An 18,722-nucleotide genomic window follows, 5' to 3' on the forward strand; every position below is an offset into this window, starting at 1 on the left:
TAAACCTCTTTGTGCAAATATTTTAAAAATAGCTATTTAAAATCACGCCCTCGTTTAACAACTATTTTATTACTTAAAATCGCCAAACATAAAATAACCATAAACAGCATTGAGTTAGCGCCTGCTTGGAGCGAATAATCTACCGACGAATGCAACAGCATATCCACAATAGCGATAGCACAGCCAAAAGCAACCCCCTGAAACAACGCGGTTTTACGTTTACGCATGGTTTGAACGCACAACCATAGGCAATACAATATAAGCGCCCCTAAAGCTGACGTTACAGGAATACCTAGCTCTACAGCAAATTGAATGTAATCGTTATGGGCATTATCGTAATAGCCCGAATACGGCTCTGACTGATATGCAGGGAACGCAGTGTAAAACGTACCACCACCAGAGCCTAATAAAGGCTTATCGAGTATTAAAGGGATTGAATCACGAACAACTTCATCACGAGTTTCTGACTGAATACTGGTTTCACTAATGCGTTGTTTTACTTTTTCAACATCAAATATTGCACCAATAATGATCAAATCAATTATAAAAAAACTAACAATAAGTAATTTAAATGCTTTAGGCTTTTTATTATAAACAAACAAAGCTAATAAACTAACAACCATTAATGCAATAAAAAAGGCGGAATTACCCATTCGGCTACGCGTTAAAATTAGCGCAATAATTATAATAATTAACGATATACGTAAAATAATTTTTGAGCTTAGTAGTATTTCTGTCCAGGCGCGCAATGTTTGTTTAAATGTAAGGTCACTTGCATGGCTGCCTCGCTTTAGCTCACTAACTAATACACCTATGCCTAAACATAAACACAGCGCTAAATAGTTAGCCAAAAAATTAGAGTAAGTAAATGTGCCTATAGCGCGCTGCGTATGTTTATACCCAAAAATAGGGCTGAGCATATCTGGCGAGAGATTTAGGTACGTGGCATACAAAGCCTGAAAAACCCCTGCAGCAATAATGGTATAAATAAGTTTTTTTATTCGCTCACTATTGTCGCAATAAATAAAAATAAGCCAGCAAAAAAGTAGCATAAAGCTTGTTTTTAACAGCATTTGCTTTGTTTGAAAGGGGTCTAAGCTTACGGTGTAAAATTGTAAAATACAGGTAGCGCACACCAATAGCAAAGTTATAAAAACCGGATATGAATAACGCGGGGGATAAGTTTTTTGATTATTAACAGCGCTATTTACCAAATGCATTAAAAAGGTAATACAAATTAAAATACCCATAGCCATAATAGCCCAAGGGCGGTAGCTACCTAAAGGTAGAGGCAGCAAAAAAACAATTGCACACAGCAAAAAAAATATAAAACGATTCACAGCTTTCTCAAAATCAAGCTAAAAATTAAACAGCGTATTTAAACAAAGTGTTTAAAGTAAAAACGCAGCCATTAGGCTGCGTTTGTATTATAAAACTAATAGTTATTTAGTTGCCAACTTCAGAAATACCCGCATCTCCACCAGTACCGCCAGCACCTTGTGGTACAGTTGTTGTAGGTAGGGTAACAATAACAGGGCCAGCAGGGGCTGTAGGCTCAGTAGGACCCGCAGCAGTTGCTTCTGATGCAATAGTCGCATCAACGCCTGCGGTAATTGCCGCCAGAGTAACAGCATCGCTATCCACGCCTGCAGCAACAAGTGCAGCTAAAAAGTCAGAAATAAAAGCGCTATCTGCGCCTATGGCTGCTATAACAGCATTCATAATCGCATCTAACTGCTCAGGAGAACAAGTACCGTTAGCAATAGGTGAGTCTAAATCAATAGGGCCGGTGTTTTGGCAAAGTTGCTCAATTGCAGTAACAAGCTCTTGCTGCAACTCATCTGATGGAGTATCTGCAGTGGCGTTGTTTAAAATAGCAATTAGAGAGTCTAAACTTTCGGTTTGCACTACCGCGTCTGTATCCGTTTGTGCAAAAGCAGGTAAAACCGTAAGCGCCGATGCGCTAGCAAATAAACTAGCAAGTATAAGTGATTTCATCTTGTGTCCCTTTAAGAGATTATCTAATTACAAAATTTTAGCGTATCGGCGCAAAAAGTAAACTCTTTATTTGCACCATTATTATTAGTTTTAATAACTTTAGAAGGCGGCATAATTAAATTACCTTGTACGCCATCACACCCTAAGCTTTCAAGTACCTTTAATGTTTCAGGTTTTTCTATTAAACACGCTAAAACTTTAATGCCAAAACCGTGGCAAATATTATTAACTGTTTGAATAAAAAATTTGCTTTGGTTGTTATCTAGTAAGTCTTGTATGTAGCTACCATCTATTTTTACATACTCAATGTCTAGCCCTTGTAAGTATCTAAACGAGGTAAGGCTAGTACCAAAATGCTCAATACATACGTTAATGCCTATATCTTTAATTATATCTATATGTTGTGAGGCAATGTGAACATTATAAAGTAAACTAATTTCGTGCAGTTCAAATAACAAGTTAGTTTTTATAACTGGTTTGGTATGCGAATAAAGCGTTAACCATTCAATAAAATCAGTAGAATATAAAGAGGCCTTACTTAAGTTAAGCGCAAATACGTCGTTTGGGTGTTGCTCTTTAACATTTACAAAATTACGTATTATTTTTTTATCTAGCTCTTCGGTTAAGTTAAGTTTTTCGGCCATAGCAAATAAATGCCCGTTATTAACTTTTTCACCTTCAAAAATAAAATGAGCAAACACCTCAAAATAACATTGTTTGTTTTGCGAGCTAGCACGTTTTACAGGTTGCACCGAAAAACTCACCTCGCCAGAGGCCAAAATAGACTGAATAAGCGAGCGCCACTGATTAACGCTAAATAAAGTGTTTTTATCTACCTTGGTGTTTGTATCGCCAATTGTACAGCCTGTATCTAAAGCCGATAGCACGTTACCAACAGGCATGCTCTTATCAACACTTACTAACGCAAAGTTAGCAAAGCCATTTACATGTAAGCTATTTTTGTGTTGGCTAAATGCATCGGTAATTTCTAGGCGCGTTCTATTTAAAAACTCACTATCGTAAGGAGCAAGGGCAATAAAAGTACTGCCATTTAATCTAAATACTTTTGCGTTTGTCAGCTCACCAAAAATAGTTTTAAGTATATTTGCCACTTCGTTTACATGTTCATCGCCATCTTGGTAGCTTACTGTTTTATTAATGTTTGCAAGCGAAGGTAGGGTAATCATCATGGCCGTAATGGGCGCCTCATCACTAATAGAGTCGACTACCGAATTAAAATGGTTATCAAACGACTTACGATTACCCAAACCGGTTAAAGGGTCTATGTAAACTTCCTCAGTAAGGGCTTGTGTTTGCTTAGTGAGCGAATCAAACGTACTTTGCAGGTTCATAACCATATTGTTAATGGCTTTAGTAACGGTGCGCAGTTCGCGGGCAACCGGTATTTCGTTGTTTAGTGTAAAGCGTTTACGGGTCACTAAATGTGCTTGGTTTTCTACCGCTTTTAATGGTTTAAATACTGCACGCAGTATTAAAAATGCCACAGCCAGCGACGCTACTAACAATAAAAACGATCCATATAAGCTACGCTTGGTATGCTCCCACAGCGTTAAATACGATTGCCCAACGTGGCTTGTTACTTCAAGCATGCCCGCCATTATCCAACCATTATTTAACTCAGATTGCATAGTTGGGGCGTTAAGCTTAACGGTGCTTATAAACCAATTAGGTACCGACTCAACACGTTTAGGGTTTATAAGGTCAAAAACCACCTCGTTTTCAGCGTTAGTAAATTTTATTTGCTTATAATAACCTGAGTCAAAAATAGCCGTTGCCATTGTTTGCGCAATCATTATGCTGTCGTCTTCAAGGTAAGGCGAAATAGAAAGCCCTAAACTCGTGGCGGTGTCTTGAGCGTGGCTAGCCATTTGCGTTTGTAAATACTGGCGTGTGGTGTCTACATCGGTAATTATTCGTACAAAAAACGAAATAACCGAAATAACAATAATCAGTCCATAAACTTGGGTTTTTAAGCTCAAGCCATTTTTAAAAAAAGACGACATAACTAATAGTTCCTTTAACGTTATTCTATATGGGAGCAAGCTCACCTTGTTCAATTCGCTCTAGCATCGTGTTCCAAGCAGACACACCACGGCTATTTTTTACTTTATTACCTAGGCCTTTCGATTTAGCTAACCACAAACCTTGGCCGTTAAAACTATAAATAGGAGTTAAATCGCGGCGTTTATTAGCAGGCAGCAGCTTAGTATTAAAATTACCTAAAACATAAGGAACTTGGTTTGGGTTTTCAATGTATATAAGTACCATGTGGGGCTGATTAACTGTTTTTTGCCTAACATACATTAACCGTATTTTATCCTCAGAAACGCCCAGGGCCATTAAAGTAAAGTACTTGGCAATTACGTAGTCTTCGCAGTCACCCATGCCAATGCCTAAACTTTCGAGCGGGGTAGCCCAATAGTCTTTTTGCTGCCATAGGTCTTCGTCGGTTTTATATTTAATATGCTTATTAAAAAAATTATTAACTAAATGAATTTTTTGCCATTCACTTTTATCAGCAGACTCATCTATAAAACTTAACCAGTTTTTTATACGTGCATGGCCTTCGCTACCATATTGTTTTTGCGCACGGGCAATTATATCGCTGTTGCGTAAATACATAAGCATGTCTTGCGCGCATACAAAAAACGAAACCACTAATACTATACAAAGCCCTAAACGCACACACGTTCCTTTAAGTAAGTATTCCCTAATAATAAAACAAGCCTAGTATAGTATTGTTAGCATTAAAAAGGTAGATCATATAAAAGCATGAGAAGCACTAAAACAGTGCGCTAAACGCTAATTTTATTAATAAAAAATTAACAAAAAAACAATCTAAAAGGATGCTTTATTTATTGAGTACACAATTGTGTTGTGTATAATAATAACCTCACACGGCATGTGATACACGTAAAAAGGAATTTAGCTTTTAAACTAGCCTTTTTCGTTGTTTACAAAAAATAATGAAAGGAATTAAAGTGAAAGTTTTAAAAGCAGTATTACCTGTTGCTGGCTTAGGTACGCGCATGTTGCCAGCCACAAAAGCCATTCCTAAAGAAATGCTACCTTTAGTAGACAAGCCGCTTATTCAATACGTAGTTAACGAAGCCGTAGCCGCGGGCATTAAAGAAATAGTACTCGTTACTCATGCCTCTAAAAACTCAATAGAAAACCATTTTGATACCAGCTTTGAGCTAGAAGCCACCCTAGAGGCACGCGTTAAGCGCAGCCTGTTAGAAGAAGTGCGCACTATAGTACCAAAAGACGTTACTGTTATTTCTGTTCGCCAATCAGCACCACTTGGTTTAGGCCATGCAGTTCTTGCTGCGCGCCCTATAGTGGGTAACAACCCGTTTGCCGTAATGCTCCCCGATGTAATTATCGATAAATACAAATCAAACTTAAAAACCGATAACTTAAGTGAAATGATCAGCCGTTTTGATCAAACAGGCTATAACCAAGTAATGGTAGAACCCGTTCCACAAGAATTAGTACATCAATACGGTGTGGCCGATTTAGCGGGTAAACAAATTAACGCTGGCGAAAACGCGACCATTAAAAACATGGTCGAAAAACCAAATAACGATGAAGCACCAAGTAACTTAGCAATTACAGGCCGCTATGTTGTATCGCCCACTATTTGGGACTTATTAGAATACACTCCACCAGGTACGGGCGGTGAAATACAGCTTACCGATGCCTTACTACAACTACGCCACCTTGAAACGCTCGAGGCTTATCACCTTAAGGGTAAATCTCACGACTGTGGCTCTAAACTAGGTTATATGCTCGCAAATGTAGAATACGCAATGCAATCAAGCCATATGGGCAAAGAGTTTACCGAGCAGGTTAAAAAGTTACTTACTTCAAGTAATTAAAATTATATTATTTTAAATTAAGGACAGTCATGGCTATTAAAATATTAAGTATATTTGGTACGCGCCCTGAAGCTATTAAAATGGCACCGCTAGTTAAAGCGTTAAATGAAGCAGAAGGCATTGACGCAAAAGTATGTGTTACTGCCCAGCACCGTGAAATGCTAGATCAGGTTTTAGATTTATTCGAAATTGCACCAGAATACGACTTAAACATAATGAAGCCAGGCCAAAGTTTATACGATGTAACTACAAATATTCTTTTGGGCTTAAAACCTATTTTAGAGGAATTTAAACCCGATTTAATACTTGTTCATGGCGATACAAGTACAACCCTTTCCGCAAGTCTTGCAGCTTTTTATCAACAAATCCCAGTAGGGCATGTAGAGGCTGGCTTAAGAACAGGCAATTTAGCATCACCCTGGCCAGAGGAAGGTAATCGCAAGTTAACAGGTGCAATTACAAAGCTTCACTTTGCTCCAACCGATACGTCGCAACAAAACTTACTCAATGAAGGTGTTGATCTAAACGATATAGTTGTAACGGGCAACACAGTAATTGACGCACTCTTACAAGTGGTTGATAAAGTAAAAAAAGACGACGCATTAATCAGTACATTAAAAGCACAGTTTCCAGAGTTAGACGAAACTAAAAAGCTAATCCTAGTAACAGGGCACAGAAGGGAAAGTTTTGGTGGCGGCTTTGAACGTATTTGCGAAGCACTAGCAGAAATAGCTACAGCTCATCCAGAGGCTCAAGTGCTTTACCCAATGCACTTAAATCCAAATGTACGCGAACCAGTAAATCGTATATTAAAAAATGTTGATAATGTGCATCTAATTGAACCACAAGACTACTTACCATTTGTGTATTTAATGAATCAAGCACACATAATAGTAACCGACTCAGGCGGTGTACAAGAAGAAGCACCAAGCCTAGGGAAGCCTGTGCTTGTAATGCGCGACACAACAGAGCGCCCAGAGGCGGTAGAAGCCGGAACAGTAAAATTAGTCGGTACAAATAAAGAACGCATTATTAGCGAAGTTAAAAACTTACTAACAAACACTCAAGAGTACCAAACAATGAGCCGAGCACATAACCCTTATGGCGATGGTAAAGCGTGTGAGCGCATTGTTGCAAAAATTAAGCAACACTTTAAAGATTAAAATAAAGTTTAAAATTTTTTCAAGGATTTAGTAATGACAATAAAAACAGTGTCGGTTGTTGGTTTAGGTTATATCGGTTTACCTACAGCGGCCGTTATTGCATCGCGCGGTATGCAGGTAATAGGTTTAGATGTAAATCAAAAAGCAGTAGATACAATAAATGCAGGTGAAATCCATATAGTAGAGCCTGATCTAGATATCGTAGTACGTGGTGTTGTTTCTACAGGTAATTTACGAGCGACAACAGTACCAGAAAAAGCAGATGTATTTATGGTGGCAGTACCAACACCATTTGTACATAGCGAAAGCGGTGACCATAAAGCCGATTTAAGCTACATAGAATCTGCAGCTAAAACAATTGCCCCAGTACTTGAAAAAGGCAATTTAGTTATTCTAGAAAGTACGTCACCAGTAGGGGCAACAGAGCAACTAGCCGCTTGGCTAAGTGAAGCGCGCCCTGATTTAACATTCCCGCAAGATAAGGGCGATACAGCCGATATAAATGTCGCTCATTGCCCTGAGCGTGTATTGCCTGGTTATGTACTACAAGAGCTAGTATCAAACGACCGTGTTATAGGCGGTATGAGTAAAGCATGTAGCGAAAAAGCCGTTAAATTATACGAAACTTTTGTGCGCGGCGAGTGTATTATTACCAATGCTCGTACTGCTGAAATGGCTAAGTTAACCGAAAACTCATTTCGCGATGTAAACATTGCCTTTGCCAATGAATTGTCGGTAATTTGTGACAAATTAAAAATTAATGTGTGGGAGCTTATTAAGCTTGCTAATCGTCACCCGCGTGTAAATATTTTAAACCCAGGCCCAGGTGTTGGCGGCCACTGTATTGCGGTTGATCCTTGGTTTATTGTTGCAAGTTGCCCAGACGAAGCAAAAATAATTAAGCAAGCGCGCTTAACTAACGATGCAAAACCATTTTACGTAATCGAAAAAGTAGCAAAAGCCGCTGATGAATTTAAACGTCCAGTTATTGCATGCCTAGGCCTTTCATTTAAAGCCGATATTGACGATCTTCGTGAGAGCCCAGCATTAAATATTGTTGAAGAGTTAGCAGCAAAAAATATTGGTGAAATACTAGCGGTAGAGCCAAATATTGCAAAGCTACCAGCCAACCTTGCTGATAAAAATGTAAGTTTAGTATCGCTAGAAAGCGCACTAGAGCAAGCGAATGTGGTTGTAGTGTTAGTTGATCATAAACAATTTAAAGCAGCAGATAAAACAGAGTTCGCATCAAAAGTTGTTATTGATACTCGCGGTATTTTATAAGGTATTGTTTCTTATTATTTGAATAATAAGAATGATTTTATTACTTAGCTAATAAGGGTAATTAATTGTCAAATATTAAAAATGTTCAGATTAGCATTTGTACATACAGAAGACCTGAATTGCTTAAAAAATTATTGATATCAATATTTGAAGCTATGAAACCTTCAATATTTAAGTTATCAATTCTAATTGTAGACAATGATATTGAAGAGAGTGCCAAACCTGTAATTTCTGAGTTCAACAATGATGAAATCAATATTAATTATCTAGCCGAGTCTTCTCGTAACATCTCCATTGTTAGGAATGCTTGTTTAGCGATGGGATTGGAAACATCGGCTGATTTTATTCTTTTCTTAGATGACGATGAGTTTATAGGTACTTCTTACTTTGTAGAGTTGGAAAAGAGTTATTTGAAATATAAACCAGACATTATTATTGGGCCTGTAATTACCGTTTATTATCCAAATACCCCTCGTTGGGTTTTAGCATCAAAAATTTTTGAGCGTGCTCGTCATATAACAGGTAAAAAGCTTTCAACAGGTAATACTGGAAATGCATTTGTTTCAATTGAAACAATTAAAAAAGTTGGTCTATTTGATCCTGAGTATGGTCGTTCTGGGGGTGAAGACTCTAATTATTTTTATCGTTGTAAGGCTTTTAATGCAAAGTTTATCTGGTGCAATGAAGCCGAAGCTTTTGAGTACTTGGCTGTTGAACGTGCAAACCTAACATATGCTACTTTACGTGCTAGGAGAGGCGGACAAACTTATATAAAAATTAGAGCGGATGATATGAGTTTGGGAAATAAATTAACGCTTGTGCTTGTTAAGTTAATAAGCGGTTTGATTGGAGTCGGGCTAGGTTATATTATTTCATTACTAACAAATAAGTATTATGGAACCCCTTTACTAATTAGGTCAATAGCTCGTTTAGGCCAAGTAGAAGGGCTTATTGGTAAAGCGGTCTATATGTATGGCGAGTAAAATATGGACCAAAACCCTTAAACTATGCGGTGTTATTGATGTTGCAGCACTGAGTGCATCAAACTTTATATTGTCACTGTTTGTAATAAGGGAACTAGGTGATTCAAATTACGCTATTTATATGAACATTTTCTCAATGTTGATGCTGCTTTCCACCTTACAAAATGCATTTTTAAATACAACCTTGTCAGTAAAATATGCCAAAATTAATGTTCATAAAACTAAGTTAAATAAAGCATCTTCACTGTGTTATGTTGCAAACGTTGTTTATTTAATATTCTTAGTACCTGTCATTTTTTTAATGTTTAAGCTCAATATCTTTTTAGTTATTTCAGTTTATCTCGCATTTGTTTTTTACTTATCAAGAGAGCTTTTTCGAATTTATAATTATGTTTTTGATAGAAGAAAACTTATAGTTATTTCAGCATTGATATCTTTTATGGTTACTTTGCTGGGGTTGATTGCGCCCATATTAGTTGATTTTAAAGTTGTCAAGTTGTCATATATATATTCAGTTATAGCCCTGTCAGGCGTGATTGGTTTAATTATTTTAATATACAGGTGTAAGTTTACTGTCCCGAGTGCCGCTGAGATAAAAAGTACTCTGAATGATATAGTGGATGTTGGTCGTTGGTCTTCTGTAGGTTCGCTAGCAACTTGGGCTCAAAATAACAGTTATACTTATTTAGCCACATTAATTGTTGGTTTAGAGGCAACTGCTGCATTAGCTGTTTCTCGTTTAATTATTATGCCAATTAATTTAGTTGCGTCAGGGATTTATATGGCTGAAAAACCTCAGTGGGCAAAGCTTTTTAGCATAGATAAAAAACAACTAAGAGATAAATCTAAGAAAACGACAGCAATAATGATAGTTTTTGTCTTATGTTATTTATCATTAGTATTAATTGCATTGCCTTTAATAGAAGCTCTGTTGAAAGTGACTATTAATTTATGGATATTACTAACTTGGTTCTTAGCTTGTTTAATTCAGTCCTTTAAGTTTTCAAATAGCAATATATTAATTGTATCGGAAGACTTTAAATACATGGCTTTAATGGGGGTTGAAGTTTCATTTTTGGGTGTTTTATTATCAACGTTACTTGGCTTTTATTTTGAAGCTATAGGTATTGTAATTGGTTTTGTTTTAGGTGAGTTATTACATGTATTTAATACTCAAGTTAGAATAAAAAACACGGTGTTTTAAATGAAGGTTAGCCGAAACGATATTCTCTTTTTTTTACTTTTAATATTTTTACTTAATTCGGCAGGATTATTTTCACCGTCTTTAATAGTAAGAAGTGATGACTGGGTAACCGATTTAGAGGTGTCTTCTAATATGGTTAATAGGCTAGTTATGCTAACATCTTTTTTAATATCAATTTTATATTTATATCAAAAGGCGATGACCGCAAAATTGGTATTAATAAAATCAATACCAATGCTTATGTTGATTTTTTTTGCCTTACTATCTTGTTTTTGGTCAGATATTCCTACAACTTCTTTTACGAGACTCTTACAACAAGTATTTATTTTTTCTTTTTTACTCGCAATAGTTTGCCACTTAGACTTTGAGAAAATATTTTCAGTTTTGAAGCTTTTTGCAATTATAGTTTTGCTTGTCGGAATAATTAGCTTACCGTTTTCATTTGCGTGGCAAGATATAGGGTTTCGTTCTATACATGGCCATAAAAATACCGCAGGCTATATTTATGCATTATCATCTTTAGTTTTACTTTTTGATGTTTTTATTGAGAAAAATAAAACCAAAATAAATTATGCCATTCTGTTAGGATTATTTCTTTTATTAGTAATAACTAAGTCAAAAACATCCTTAGCTTTAACACTCATCTCCTTTACATATGCTTTGTTTTTGTTTAGACACAAAAGAATTAACGCCTTGCCGTTTATTTTATGTATTTGGGGAGGGGCTTTAGCTATTTTTACTATGTTACTTATCACAGATACTCAAACGCTGACAGAACTCGGTTTAGATTTTACCGGAAGAGCTATTATCTGGGAGTTTATACTTTCTGAAATGCAAGATTTTGAATGGTTTGGCGTTGGATATAGGGCTTTCTGGGGAATAGGAGAAGAAGGGCTCAGTATTCTCTATGGTGCTGATTATGACGCTTTTATAACTAAATTAAACCAGTCACATAATTCGTACTTAGATATTTGGGTAATGCTCGGATTTGTTGGCTTAGCAATTTTTATTTTATTTAAAATTCATAGTTTAGTATTAATAAGTCGCTCTAATTATTTATACATAGCTTTTTTATTGTTTATTACAGTTCACTCATTTATGGAAACAGACTTTTTTAGAAGTAACAACCTTGTTTGGGTGTTATATATATTACTTTACTTATCCTCAATTAAAAAAGGTTTAAAAAATGACAAATAAAATTTTGTTTGTTTCAAAGGATGCTAGTTGGCAAAGATATAGAAACGAAATTTTAACCGAGTTAACTGCTAGGTTTGATTGTGAGGTTGATGTAATAACTCAAAGTGATATTAAAGATTATATAATTCCAACTAATAAACTTAGATATCTCAAATGCTTGAATATATTCAAATACATTGGAAGCTTAAGTTTATTTCCTTATGTGTATAAATTTATTGTAAAAGAAAAACCATCGGTAGTGTTAGCGTTACCAAACAGTTCAAATATTACCGAATTAACCTTAGCTTTGTTTTGTAAGCTAACACGAACTAAATTAGTTTATTGGACTCATGGCTATGACCATTGCCAAAGACCTAATACCGGTATAAGAAAACACCTAGAAAGAATTCGAGTTACTATTATTAATTGGTGTATTTCCAAAGGGGATTCAATTATTACATTCTCTGCACCGGGCAAACAATATTTGGTCGAGCAAGGTATAAAAGAGCATAAAATTTTTGTAGCACCTAATACACTCAATACAGAAAAATTATTGGCCAGTTATTTACCTGTAACTAATCTACAAGTCGAGGATTTTAAAACTCAGTATTCGCTACATAACAAAACGGTGTATTTATTTTCAGGAAGATTGAGAGAAGGTAAACGATTAAATCATTTTATAAGCGCATTGGCAAAAAGTAAGCATAAAGCAGATGTTGCCATAATAGTTGTAGGTAATGGTGAGATGTTTGACCAATGGAAATCTATGAGTGAAAACGCTGACTTAAATTCCCACTTTTTAGGTGAAATTTTTGATGAAACTAAATTGGCGGTAATTTTTAAAAGTGCTGACTGGTTCATCATGCCAGGTTATGTAGGTTTAGCTATAGTGCACGCCTTTAGTGCAGGTTTACCGGTATTAACTGAAAAAATTTCATTTCATAGCCCTGAGATCAATTATTTAAAAGATGGCGTAAATGGAAAAATGTTTGATGAGTTTTCAATAGATCAATGGACTACATTTATTGATAGTGAAGGACTTAATGCCGCAACAAAATCTGGAATGTCACAGGAGGCTTTAAAAACGGTTAATAATGAAGCTAGTATTAGTAATCAATTAAGCTCAATGGCTAAAGCTCTTGGTGTTATGGCTAATGTATAAAAGCAAGCTTTACAAAAAGGCGCCAGTATTAATACAAGAGTTACTAATCAATATTAAGGCTCTAATATATAAAGCGCTTAGAGAAAATTACCTATACAAAAACCGTTTTAAAGAGCTGTTGGAAAACGCAGAATTGTCACGAGAAGAATTAACTGCGTTAAATAAAAAACTTTTAACAGAACAATTAGATTATGCAAAAAAACACTGTGATTTTTATCAAAGTATAAATTCAAGCAAAATTGAAGACTTTCCAGTTATCCTCAAGGATAATATTAGAGAGATGCCGAGTCGTTTCATCAGTAATGATAAAAATATCAAGTATTTTTTTAAATCTCAGACTGGTGGTACAACGGGCAAGCCCCTTCAGTTAAAGGCTAATTTAATGGCTATAATTGAAGACCATGCTCAATCAGCACGCCAAATAACGTGGACGGGTTTAAAACCTACGGACAGAAAATTATGGTTAAGAGCTGATTTAATTGTACCGCTAGAACAATCTAATGCGCCGTTTTGGCGAAGAAATATTGTTGATAATATGCTAATGATGTCTGTTTATCATATAAATGCCAATACCATAGCGCAATATGTAGATAAAATTAACAGTTATAAACCTCAACTTATACAAGCGTACCCTTCTTCAATATGTTTATTAGCACATCTTATTGATGCATCTGAGCATAAAATAGAAACACCAATAAATGCAATAATACTCTCTTCAGAGTCTTTTACTAAAGAGGAGTCTTCATTAATAGAGCGTGTTTTTAATTCTAAGGTTTATAGCTGGTATGGCCTAAGTGAAAGAGTTGCGACTGTAGGTACTTGCAGAAAAGGTTATCAACACTTAATCGAGGATTATGGTTATTACGAATTTGATCAAAATAATCAACTTTTGGCAACCGGGTTTCATAATAAAGCCATGCCTCTTATTCGATACAACACAGGTGATGAATTTATTGATATAGATTTAAACTATAGCCCTTGTTTATGCGGGCTACCCTTTAAAAAAGTAGGAGGTATTAAAGGGCGAGCAGGTGATTATTTAGTAGCTTCAAATGGTAACAAAGTAACAATTTTTAATCATATTCCAAAAGACGTTACCGGATTAATTGAATTACAGTTAGAACAAACACACAAACTGAAACTAATTGCTAAAGTTGTTGTTGGTAGTAATTTTAATATGACCTCAAAGGCGCAGCTTATAAAAAATGTTAAACAATACTTAGGACAAGATATGGAAGTCGACGTGATAACTGTTGACCGCATACCAAGAACAAAAAATGGGAAGTTTAGACAAGTAATTTACAGTGTGGAGCCTTGATAATGTTTAGCAGACAAATATTAATAAATCATAAAGAAACTAAAAGCATACAAGTCCCTTGTGGGTTTAAACATACACTTATTGATAATTACGATGTTTATTATCATGAATTAAATGAGGTAAATTATTATAAAAGTAAAACTTTTGAATGTATGGTTATTGGCACAATTGTACATCCTGAGCAAACAAAATTTAATTTAGAGGCTTTATTAAGTGATTGCAACAATGAGGCTACATTTGGGCTAATAAATCAAAAGTTATCTCGTTGTTGTGGTCGTTATTATCTATTGTACATTGGCATGGATGGGGCGTTCCTTAGAGCGGACGCCACCTCGCTTGCACAAATAAATTACTGCGTTCAAACAAAGCAAATTGCAACAGATATTAATTTACTTAAACATAGCGGTTTAAATGTTACAAAAAACAAACGTGCCGAAAATTTTTACAAAGAAGTATTTCCTAAAAAAGGAAATGGTAATGCATGGGTTGGTAATGAAACGCCATTTAACGAAATAAATAAGGTATTACCAAACCATGCTTTAAATTTAAATTCTTTCGATATTACCAGGTATTGGCCTTGGAAAAAATTTACAATTGAAAAGTTTGAAAATGCTGTAGAAAACATAGCTCGAGAATTACAACTATTACTCAAGGCTTTTTCTGAGGTATCACCCCTTTCAATAGCAGTAACTGCAGGTAACGACAGTCGAATAATGGCTGCGGCATCCAAAGCTATTAAAGGTGATGTTTATTATTTTGTAGATACACTATCTTTTATGGACACTGAGGATTCAGATATTGTAATAGGGAAAAAAGTATGTGATGCGTTAAATGTAAATTTTAATGTGCATAAAAGTTTTGAATCACTTGATAATATACCGGATGAGTTTAAAGAAAATTATTTTGCCTCTGTTTTTTATGCACTACCTAAACGCCTACCAGAAGTTTATTATTATTCCAAACATTTACACAATCGCATAAATATTTGTGGAGTTGGAGAGTATGGGCGTTCTGTATACGGTGCGCATATGTTTAACACCGATGCTAATTTCTTGTGTTACAAATACCAATGTATAAATTCTAGCTATGCAAATACAGTCACACATAAATGGATAACTGATATCAAAAAACATGAGTTTGCAGCAAGTTATCCAATAAATACATTATATTATTTTGAGCAAAGGCTAGGTAATTGGGGAGCAGTTGCCAACGCAGAGTCAGATATTGCCTTTGAAGAAGTTAACCCATTTGCCACTCATTCAATAATAGAGCAAATGATCTGTTTAAACCCAAAATTTACAACTTACACTAATAATCAACTATTTAGACAGTTGGTTGACACACTAGCGCCTGAGTTAAATACGATCCCCATAAATCCACAAAGCTCACTATTAGCAGAGTTAAAAGCTTACCTCAAAGGAAGTACTTTATTCAGTGTGATAGATAAACTAAGGTATAAATTTAAAAGCCGATTTGGAGCAAAGTTAGCATAATGAATTTAATTAATTTTTATAATATTACGCATTGGGCATTTAAAAAAAATATTCCAATAATACAACCTGTAATTAAAGTTATAATTTTTATTTTATTTAATTCTGTTGTTCCTAGCTCAGTAAAAATTGGTAAGGGTAGCCGTTTTATGTATGGTGGTATCGGCTGCGTAATACATAAAAAAGCCATAATTGGTGAGCGCGTATGTATAGGACAAGGGATCACAATAGGTAGAAAACTGAGAGAATCTTGCCCAGTGATTGGAAACGATGTTTATATAGGTGCAGGTTCTCGAATTTTAGGTGATATAACCATAGGTGATAACGTTATAATTGGTGCTAATTCAGTTGTTGTAAGTGATATCCCTTCAAATTCAATTGTAGCAGGGTCTCCTGGTAAAGTGTTAAAGAAAATTGATAAGTCAATCTGGGATGAGCTTGGTGAAATTTTATGACAGATAGCATACAAGTCATAACTAAAAAGTTAATACGTGACGTAAGAAAATCAAATTACGCAGGACAGGATCCTTTCGATGGACTCAATAGTAAGTTTTTTAATTGGTTTCCCAGTTTTAAAAAAGGGCTGGTTGGTCTGGCGTGGATACAGTTTCATAAGCGCTCTGCAATAAATTTAAGGTTCTTATTTGGTGTGCCCAAGAAGCGTAACCCAAAAGGCATTGGTTTATTTATTTTGGGGTTATTGGAAGACTATAAAGCCACCAATGAGCAAAAGTACTTACATGAGGCCATAGAGCTAGCTGATTGGCTGTTAACTCAGCAAAGTGATAAAACTATTTGGCAGCATAGTTGTTGGGGCTATCATTTTGATTGGAATGCTCGTGCGTTTTTTGTACCTAAAGGTAAGCCAAACGTAATTACTACTATTTATGTTGCTCAGGCTCTATATGCACTAAGCGAAGTTACTGATGAAAGTAAATATTTAGAACCTGCAATTGATAGTGCGCACTTTATTGTAAAAACATTATATAAAGAATGTGATGGCAGGCAATTTTTTGGCTACATACCGGGTGAGACTGCATTTGTACATAATGCCAGTCTTTGGGGCGCAGCATGGGTTGCAAAAGTTGCCGTGCTGACTAACAACCAGCACTACAAACAGCTTGCTTTAAATGCTGCTAGACAGTCGGTAAGCGAGCAGGATGCTGATGGCTCATGGGTATATGGAACTCGCCATCATCACCAGTTTATTGATGGCTTTCATACTGGTTATAACCTAGAGGCACTTCGCTTACTGAGTGATGAATTACAAACTGATGAGTTTGAATCTGCAATTGCTAAAGGACTTACTTATTATAAAACGCATCTATTTGAGCAAGATGGCACTGCAAAATATTACAATAATAATCGCTACCCACTCGATATGCACAGTGTATCGCAAGCTGTTTTTACATTATTAAAAGTAGGTAAAACGCCAGATGACTTTACGATGGCCGAAAAAGTAATAAACCGCTCTATTAAAACCCTATATATGCCTAAAAAGCAGCGTTTTATTTATCAAAAAAATAAGTATTTTACCAATAAGGTAGATTACATACGTTGGACGCAAGCGTGGGTATATTATTCATTTGCTTATTTTAATCGTCAAAAAATGAATAGCACCAAAAATGCACCTATTGAACAACTTTAAAAAACGGATTTAACATGAAACGTATTGAATTTTTAAAAGCACCTATGGATATTGCCACAATGCAAGAAACGGTGTCTTTTATCGAAAATAGAATTGAGCAAAAGCAATTTTTACAGCATGTTGTTGTTAATGTAGCAAAAATTGTGAACATGCAAAAAGATCCTGTTTTAGCTGAGTCGGTTAAAGCCTGTGAGGTAATTAATATTGATGGTATGGGCGTTGTGTTTGGTGCGCGTTTTTTAGGACACGCTGTACCAGAACGTGTAGCTGGGGTTGACTTATTTCATGAATTATTAGCCATGAGTGCCAAACGCGACTTTCCTGTGTTTTTACTGGGTGCCACCGAAGAGGTGGTAAGCAAAACGGTAGATAAAGTTAAAGCACAAAATCCTAATTTAAATATTGCAGGGTTTAACAATGGCTACTTTTGGGAAGCTGAAGAAGCCATAGTTACTAAAATTCGCGAGTCGGGCGCAAAATTACTATTTGTAGCGATTACCTCGCCTAAAAAAGAAAATTTCATTAACAAATGGCAAGACAAGCTAGGTGTTGACTTTGTAATGGGGGTTGGCGGTACATTTGATGTTGTAGCAGGTAAAGTAAAGCGTGCACCTCAGTGGATGCAAAAAACTGGTTTAGAATGGCTTTACAGAGTAATACAAGAGCCTAGTAGAATGTGGAGACGTTACTTAGTCACAAATTCAAAGTTTGCATGGTTACTCATAAAGGCTAAATTGAGAAGTTTTTAAAGCCAGTATCAACCTTGGCAGCTTGAATAGTCTGCTATCTTCTATGCAAACTAAAACCAGTACTTATTATAAATTAATCATTTAGTGCATTTACATAGGCGCATTTTTTAAATTTTAAGTATGAGTGGGTGGCTTTTTATCTCATAAAAACCACCTTCACAATCATATCGCCCTAATTATTTAAAGACTAATTCAAAGCAATAACACACTTCTATAATAAAATTAGCCACCTCTGATTATGCAAATATTAAAATACAAGTAATTAACACTGACTCATTCATTATTGCTGGTTTTTTTGAGTCCATTCAATTTTGTGCATTTAATTATAATGTAACTTATTGATTATACAGACTTGCTAGAGCCTGGTGAGTGAATCGCCCCGAGTTCATCGGAGACCAGTTTGTTTAAGTCAGGCCACTTTACCTGACTCGTTTAAATTATCATAGTAGTCTGTTTCATATTGAGCTGGTGAAATATACCCAATTGAAGATAATAAGCGTTGATTATTAAACCAATTGACCCACTCTAACGTTGCGTATTCAACAGCATCAACATTCTTCCACGGGCCATTTCTGCGAATAATCTCTGTTTTAAATAATCCATTTATTGTTTCAGCCAATGCATTGTCATAAGAGTCACCCACAC

Annotated in this window: 17 protein-coding genes; 12 read left to right on the forward strand and 5 right to left on the reverse strand. The window is 35.6% G+C overall.

Going from position 1 to position 18,722, the window contains the following annotated elements:
- Window positions 1-32: 32 nt before the first annotated feature.
- The 4 genes from PSH48_RS19510 to PSH48_RS19525 form a co-directional block, all read right to left on the reverse strand.
- Complete coding sequence (locus PSH48_RS19510) at window positions 33-1,340, reverse strand: O-antigen ligase family protein (RefSeq protein ID WP_273612169.1); 1,308 nt, start codon at window positions 1,338-1,340, stop codon at window positions 33-35.
- 106 nt (window positions 1,341-1,446) lie between these two features.
- Entirely contained in the window at window positions 1,447-1,998 is a 552-nt protein-coding gene (locus PSH48_RS19515; RefSeq protein ID WP_138612275.1) for a hypothetical protein, read from the reverse strand.
- Window positions 1,999-2,021: 23 nt separating this feature from the next.
- Window positions 2,022-4,022: a bifunctional diguanylate cyclase/phosphodiesterase gene (locus PSH48_RS19520; RefSeq protein WP_273612170.1), complete on the reverse strand. Its 2,001-nt coding sequence runs from the start codon at window positions 4,020-4,022 to the stop codon at window positions 2,022-2,024.
- Between the two features lie 25 nt (window positions 4,023-4,047).
- Entirely contained in the window at window positions 4,048-4,704 is a 657-nt protein-coding gene (locus tag PSH48_RS19525) for a transglutaminase-like cysteine peptidase (protein WP_273612171.1), read from the reverse strand.
- 296 nt (window positions 4,705-5,000) lie between these two features.
- Between PSH48_RS19525 and galU the strand changes: the two genes are divergently transcribed.
- The 12 genes from galU to PSH48_RS19585 all read left to right on the forward strand — a co-directional run bounded on the left by galU (window position 5,001) and on the right by PSH48_RS19585 (window position 18,077).
- The gene (galU, locus tag PSH48_RS19530) at window positions 5,001-5,900 is read left to right on the forward strand and encodes a UTP--glucose-1-phosphate uridylyltransferase GalU (protein WP_273612172.1); all 900 of its coding nucleotides are present in this window, start codon (window positions 5,001-5,003) and stop codon (window positions 5,898-5,900) included.
- Window positions 5,901-5,929: 29 nt separating this feature from the next.
- Entirely contained in the window at window positions 5,930-7,063 is a 1,134-nt protein-coding gene (wecB, locus tag PSH48_RS19535) for a non-hydrolyzing UDP-N-acetylglucosamine 2-epimerase (protein ID WP_273612173.1), read from the forward strand.
- A 33-nt stretch (window positions 7,064-7,096) separates the two neighbouring features.
- A complete protein-coding gene (wecC, locus tag PSH48_RS19540; RefSeq protein WP_273612174.1) occupies window positions 7,097-8,347 on the forward strand; it encodes a UDP-N-acetyl-D-mannosamine dehydrogenase in 1,251 nt (416 codons plus the stop codon).
- Between the two features lie 65 nt (window positions 8,348-8,412).
- Entirely contained in the window at window positions 8,413-9,330 is a 918-nt protein-coding gene (locus PSH48_RS19545) for a glycosyltransferase family 2 protein (RefSeq protein ID WP_273612175.1), read from the forward strand.
- On the forward strand, window positions 9,320-10,534 hold the full coding sequence (locus PSH48_RS19550; RefSeq protein WP_273612176.1) for a hypothetical protein: 1,215 nt from the start codon (window positions 9,320-9,322) through the stop codon (window positions 10,532-10,534). Before PSH48_RS19545 ends, PSH48_RS19550 begins: the two co-directional genes overlap by 11 nt.
- A complete protein-coding gene (locus PSH48_RS19555; RefSeq protein WP_273612177.1) occupies window positions 10,535-11,731 on the forward strand; it encodes an O-antigen ligase family protein in 1,197 nt (398 codons plus the stop codon).
- The gene (locus PSH48_RS19560) at window positions 11,721-12,872 is read left to right on the forward strand and encodes a glycosyltransferase family 4 protein (RefSeq protein ID WP_273612178.1); all 1,152 of its coding nucleotides are present in this window, start codon (window positions 11,721-11,723) and stop codon (window positions 12,870-12,872) included. The genes PSH48_RS19555 and PSH48_RS19560 overlap by 11 nt, the downstream gene beginning before the upstream one ends.
- A complete protein-coding gene (locus PSH48_RS19565; RefSeq protein ID WP_273612179.1) occupies window positions 12,865-14,190 on the forward strand; it encodes a phenylacetate--CoA ligase family protein in 1,326 nt (441 codons plus the stop codon). Before PSH48_RS19560 ends, PSH48_RS19565 begins: the two co-directional genes overlap by 8 nt.
- 2 nt (window positions 14,191-14,192) lie before the next feature.
- The gene (locus PSH48_RS19570; protein ID WP_273612180.1) at window positions 14,193-15,683 is read left to right on the forward strand and encodes a hypothetical protein; all 1,491 of its coding nucleotides are present in this window, start codon (window positions 14,193-14,195) and stop codon (window positions 15,681-15,683) included.
- A complete protein-coding gene (locus PSH48_RS19575) occupies window positions 15,683-16,135 on the forward strand; it encodes a serine O-acetyltransferase (protein WP_138626413.1) in 453 nt (150 codons plus the stop codon). The genes PSH48_RS19570 and PSH48_RS19575 overlap by 1 nt, the downstream gene beginning before the upstream one ends.
- A complete protein-coding gene (locus PSH48_RS19580; protein ID WP_273612181.1) occupies window positions 16,132-17,328 on the forward strand; it encodes an aspartate-semialdehyde dehydrogenase in 1,197 nt (398 codons plus the stop codon). The genes PSH48_RS19575 and PSH48_RS19580 overlap by 4 nt, the downstream gene beginning before the upstream one ends.
- A gap of 14 nt (window positions 17,329-17,342) precedes the next feature.
- A complete protein-coding gene (locus PSH48_RS19585) occupies window positions 17,343-18,077 on the forward strand; it encodes a WecB/TagA/CpsF family glycosyltransferase (RefSeq protein WP_273612182.1) in 735 nt (244 codons plus the stop codon).
- Between the two features lie 409 nt (window positions 18,078-18,486).
- Here the strand turns inward: PSH48_RS19585 and PSH48_RS19590 are convergent.
- Window positions 18,487-18,722: integrase core domain-containing protein (locus tag PSH48_RS19590; RefSeq protein WP_273611334.1), on the reverse strand; the 236-nt coding region annotated here is incomplete at its 5' end.

Origin of the sequence: Pseudoalteromonas sp. Angola-4 (assembly GCF_028599265.1) — a bacterium.
Lineage (GTDB): Bacteria > Pseudomonadota > Gammaproteobacteria > Enterobacterales > Alteromonadaceae > Pseudoalteromonas > Pseudoalteromonas atlantica.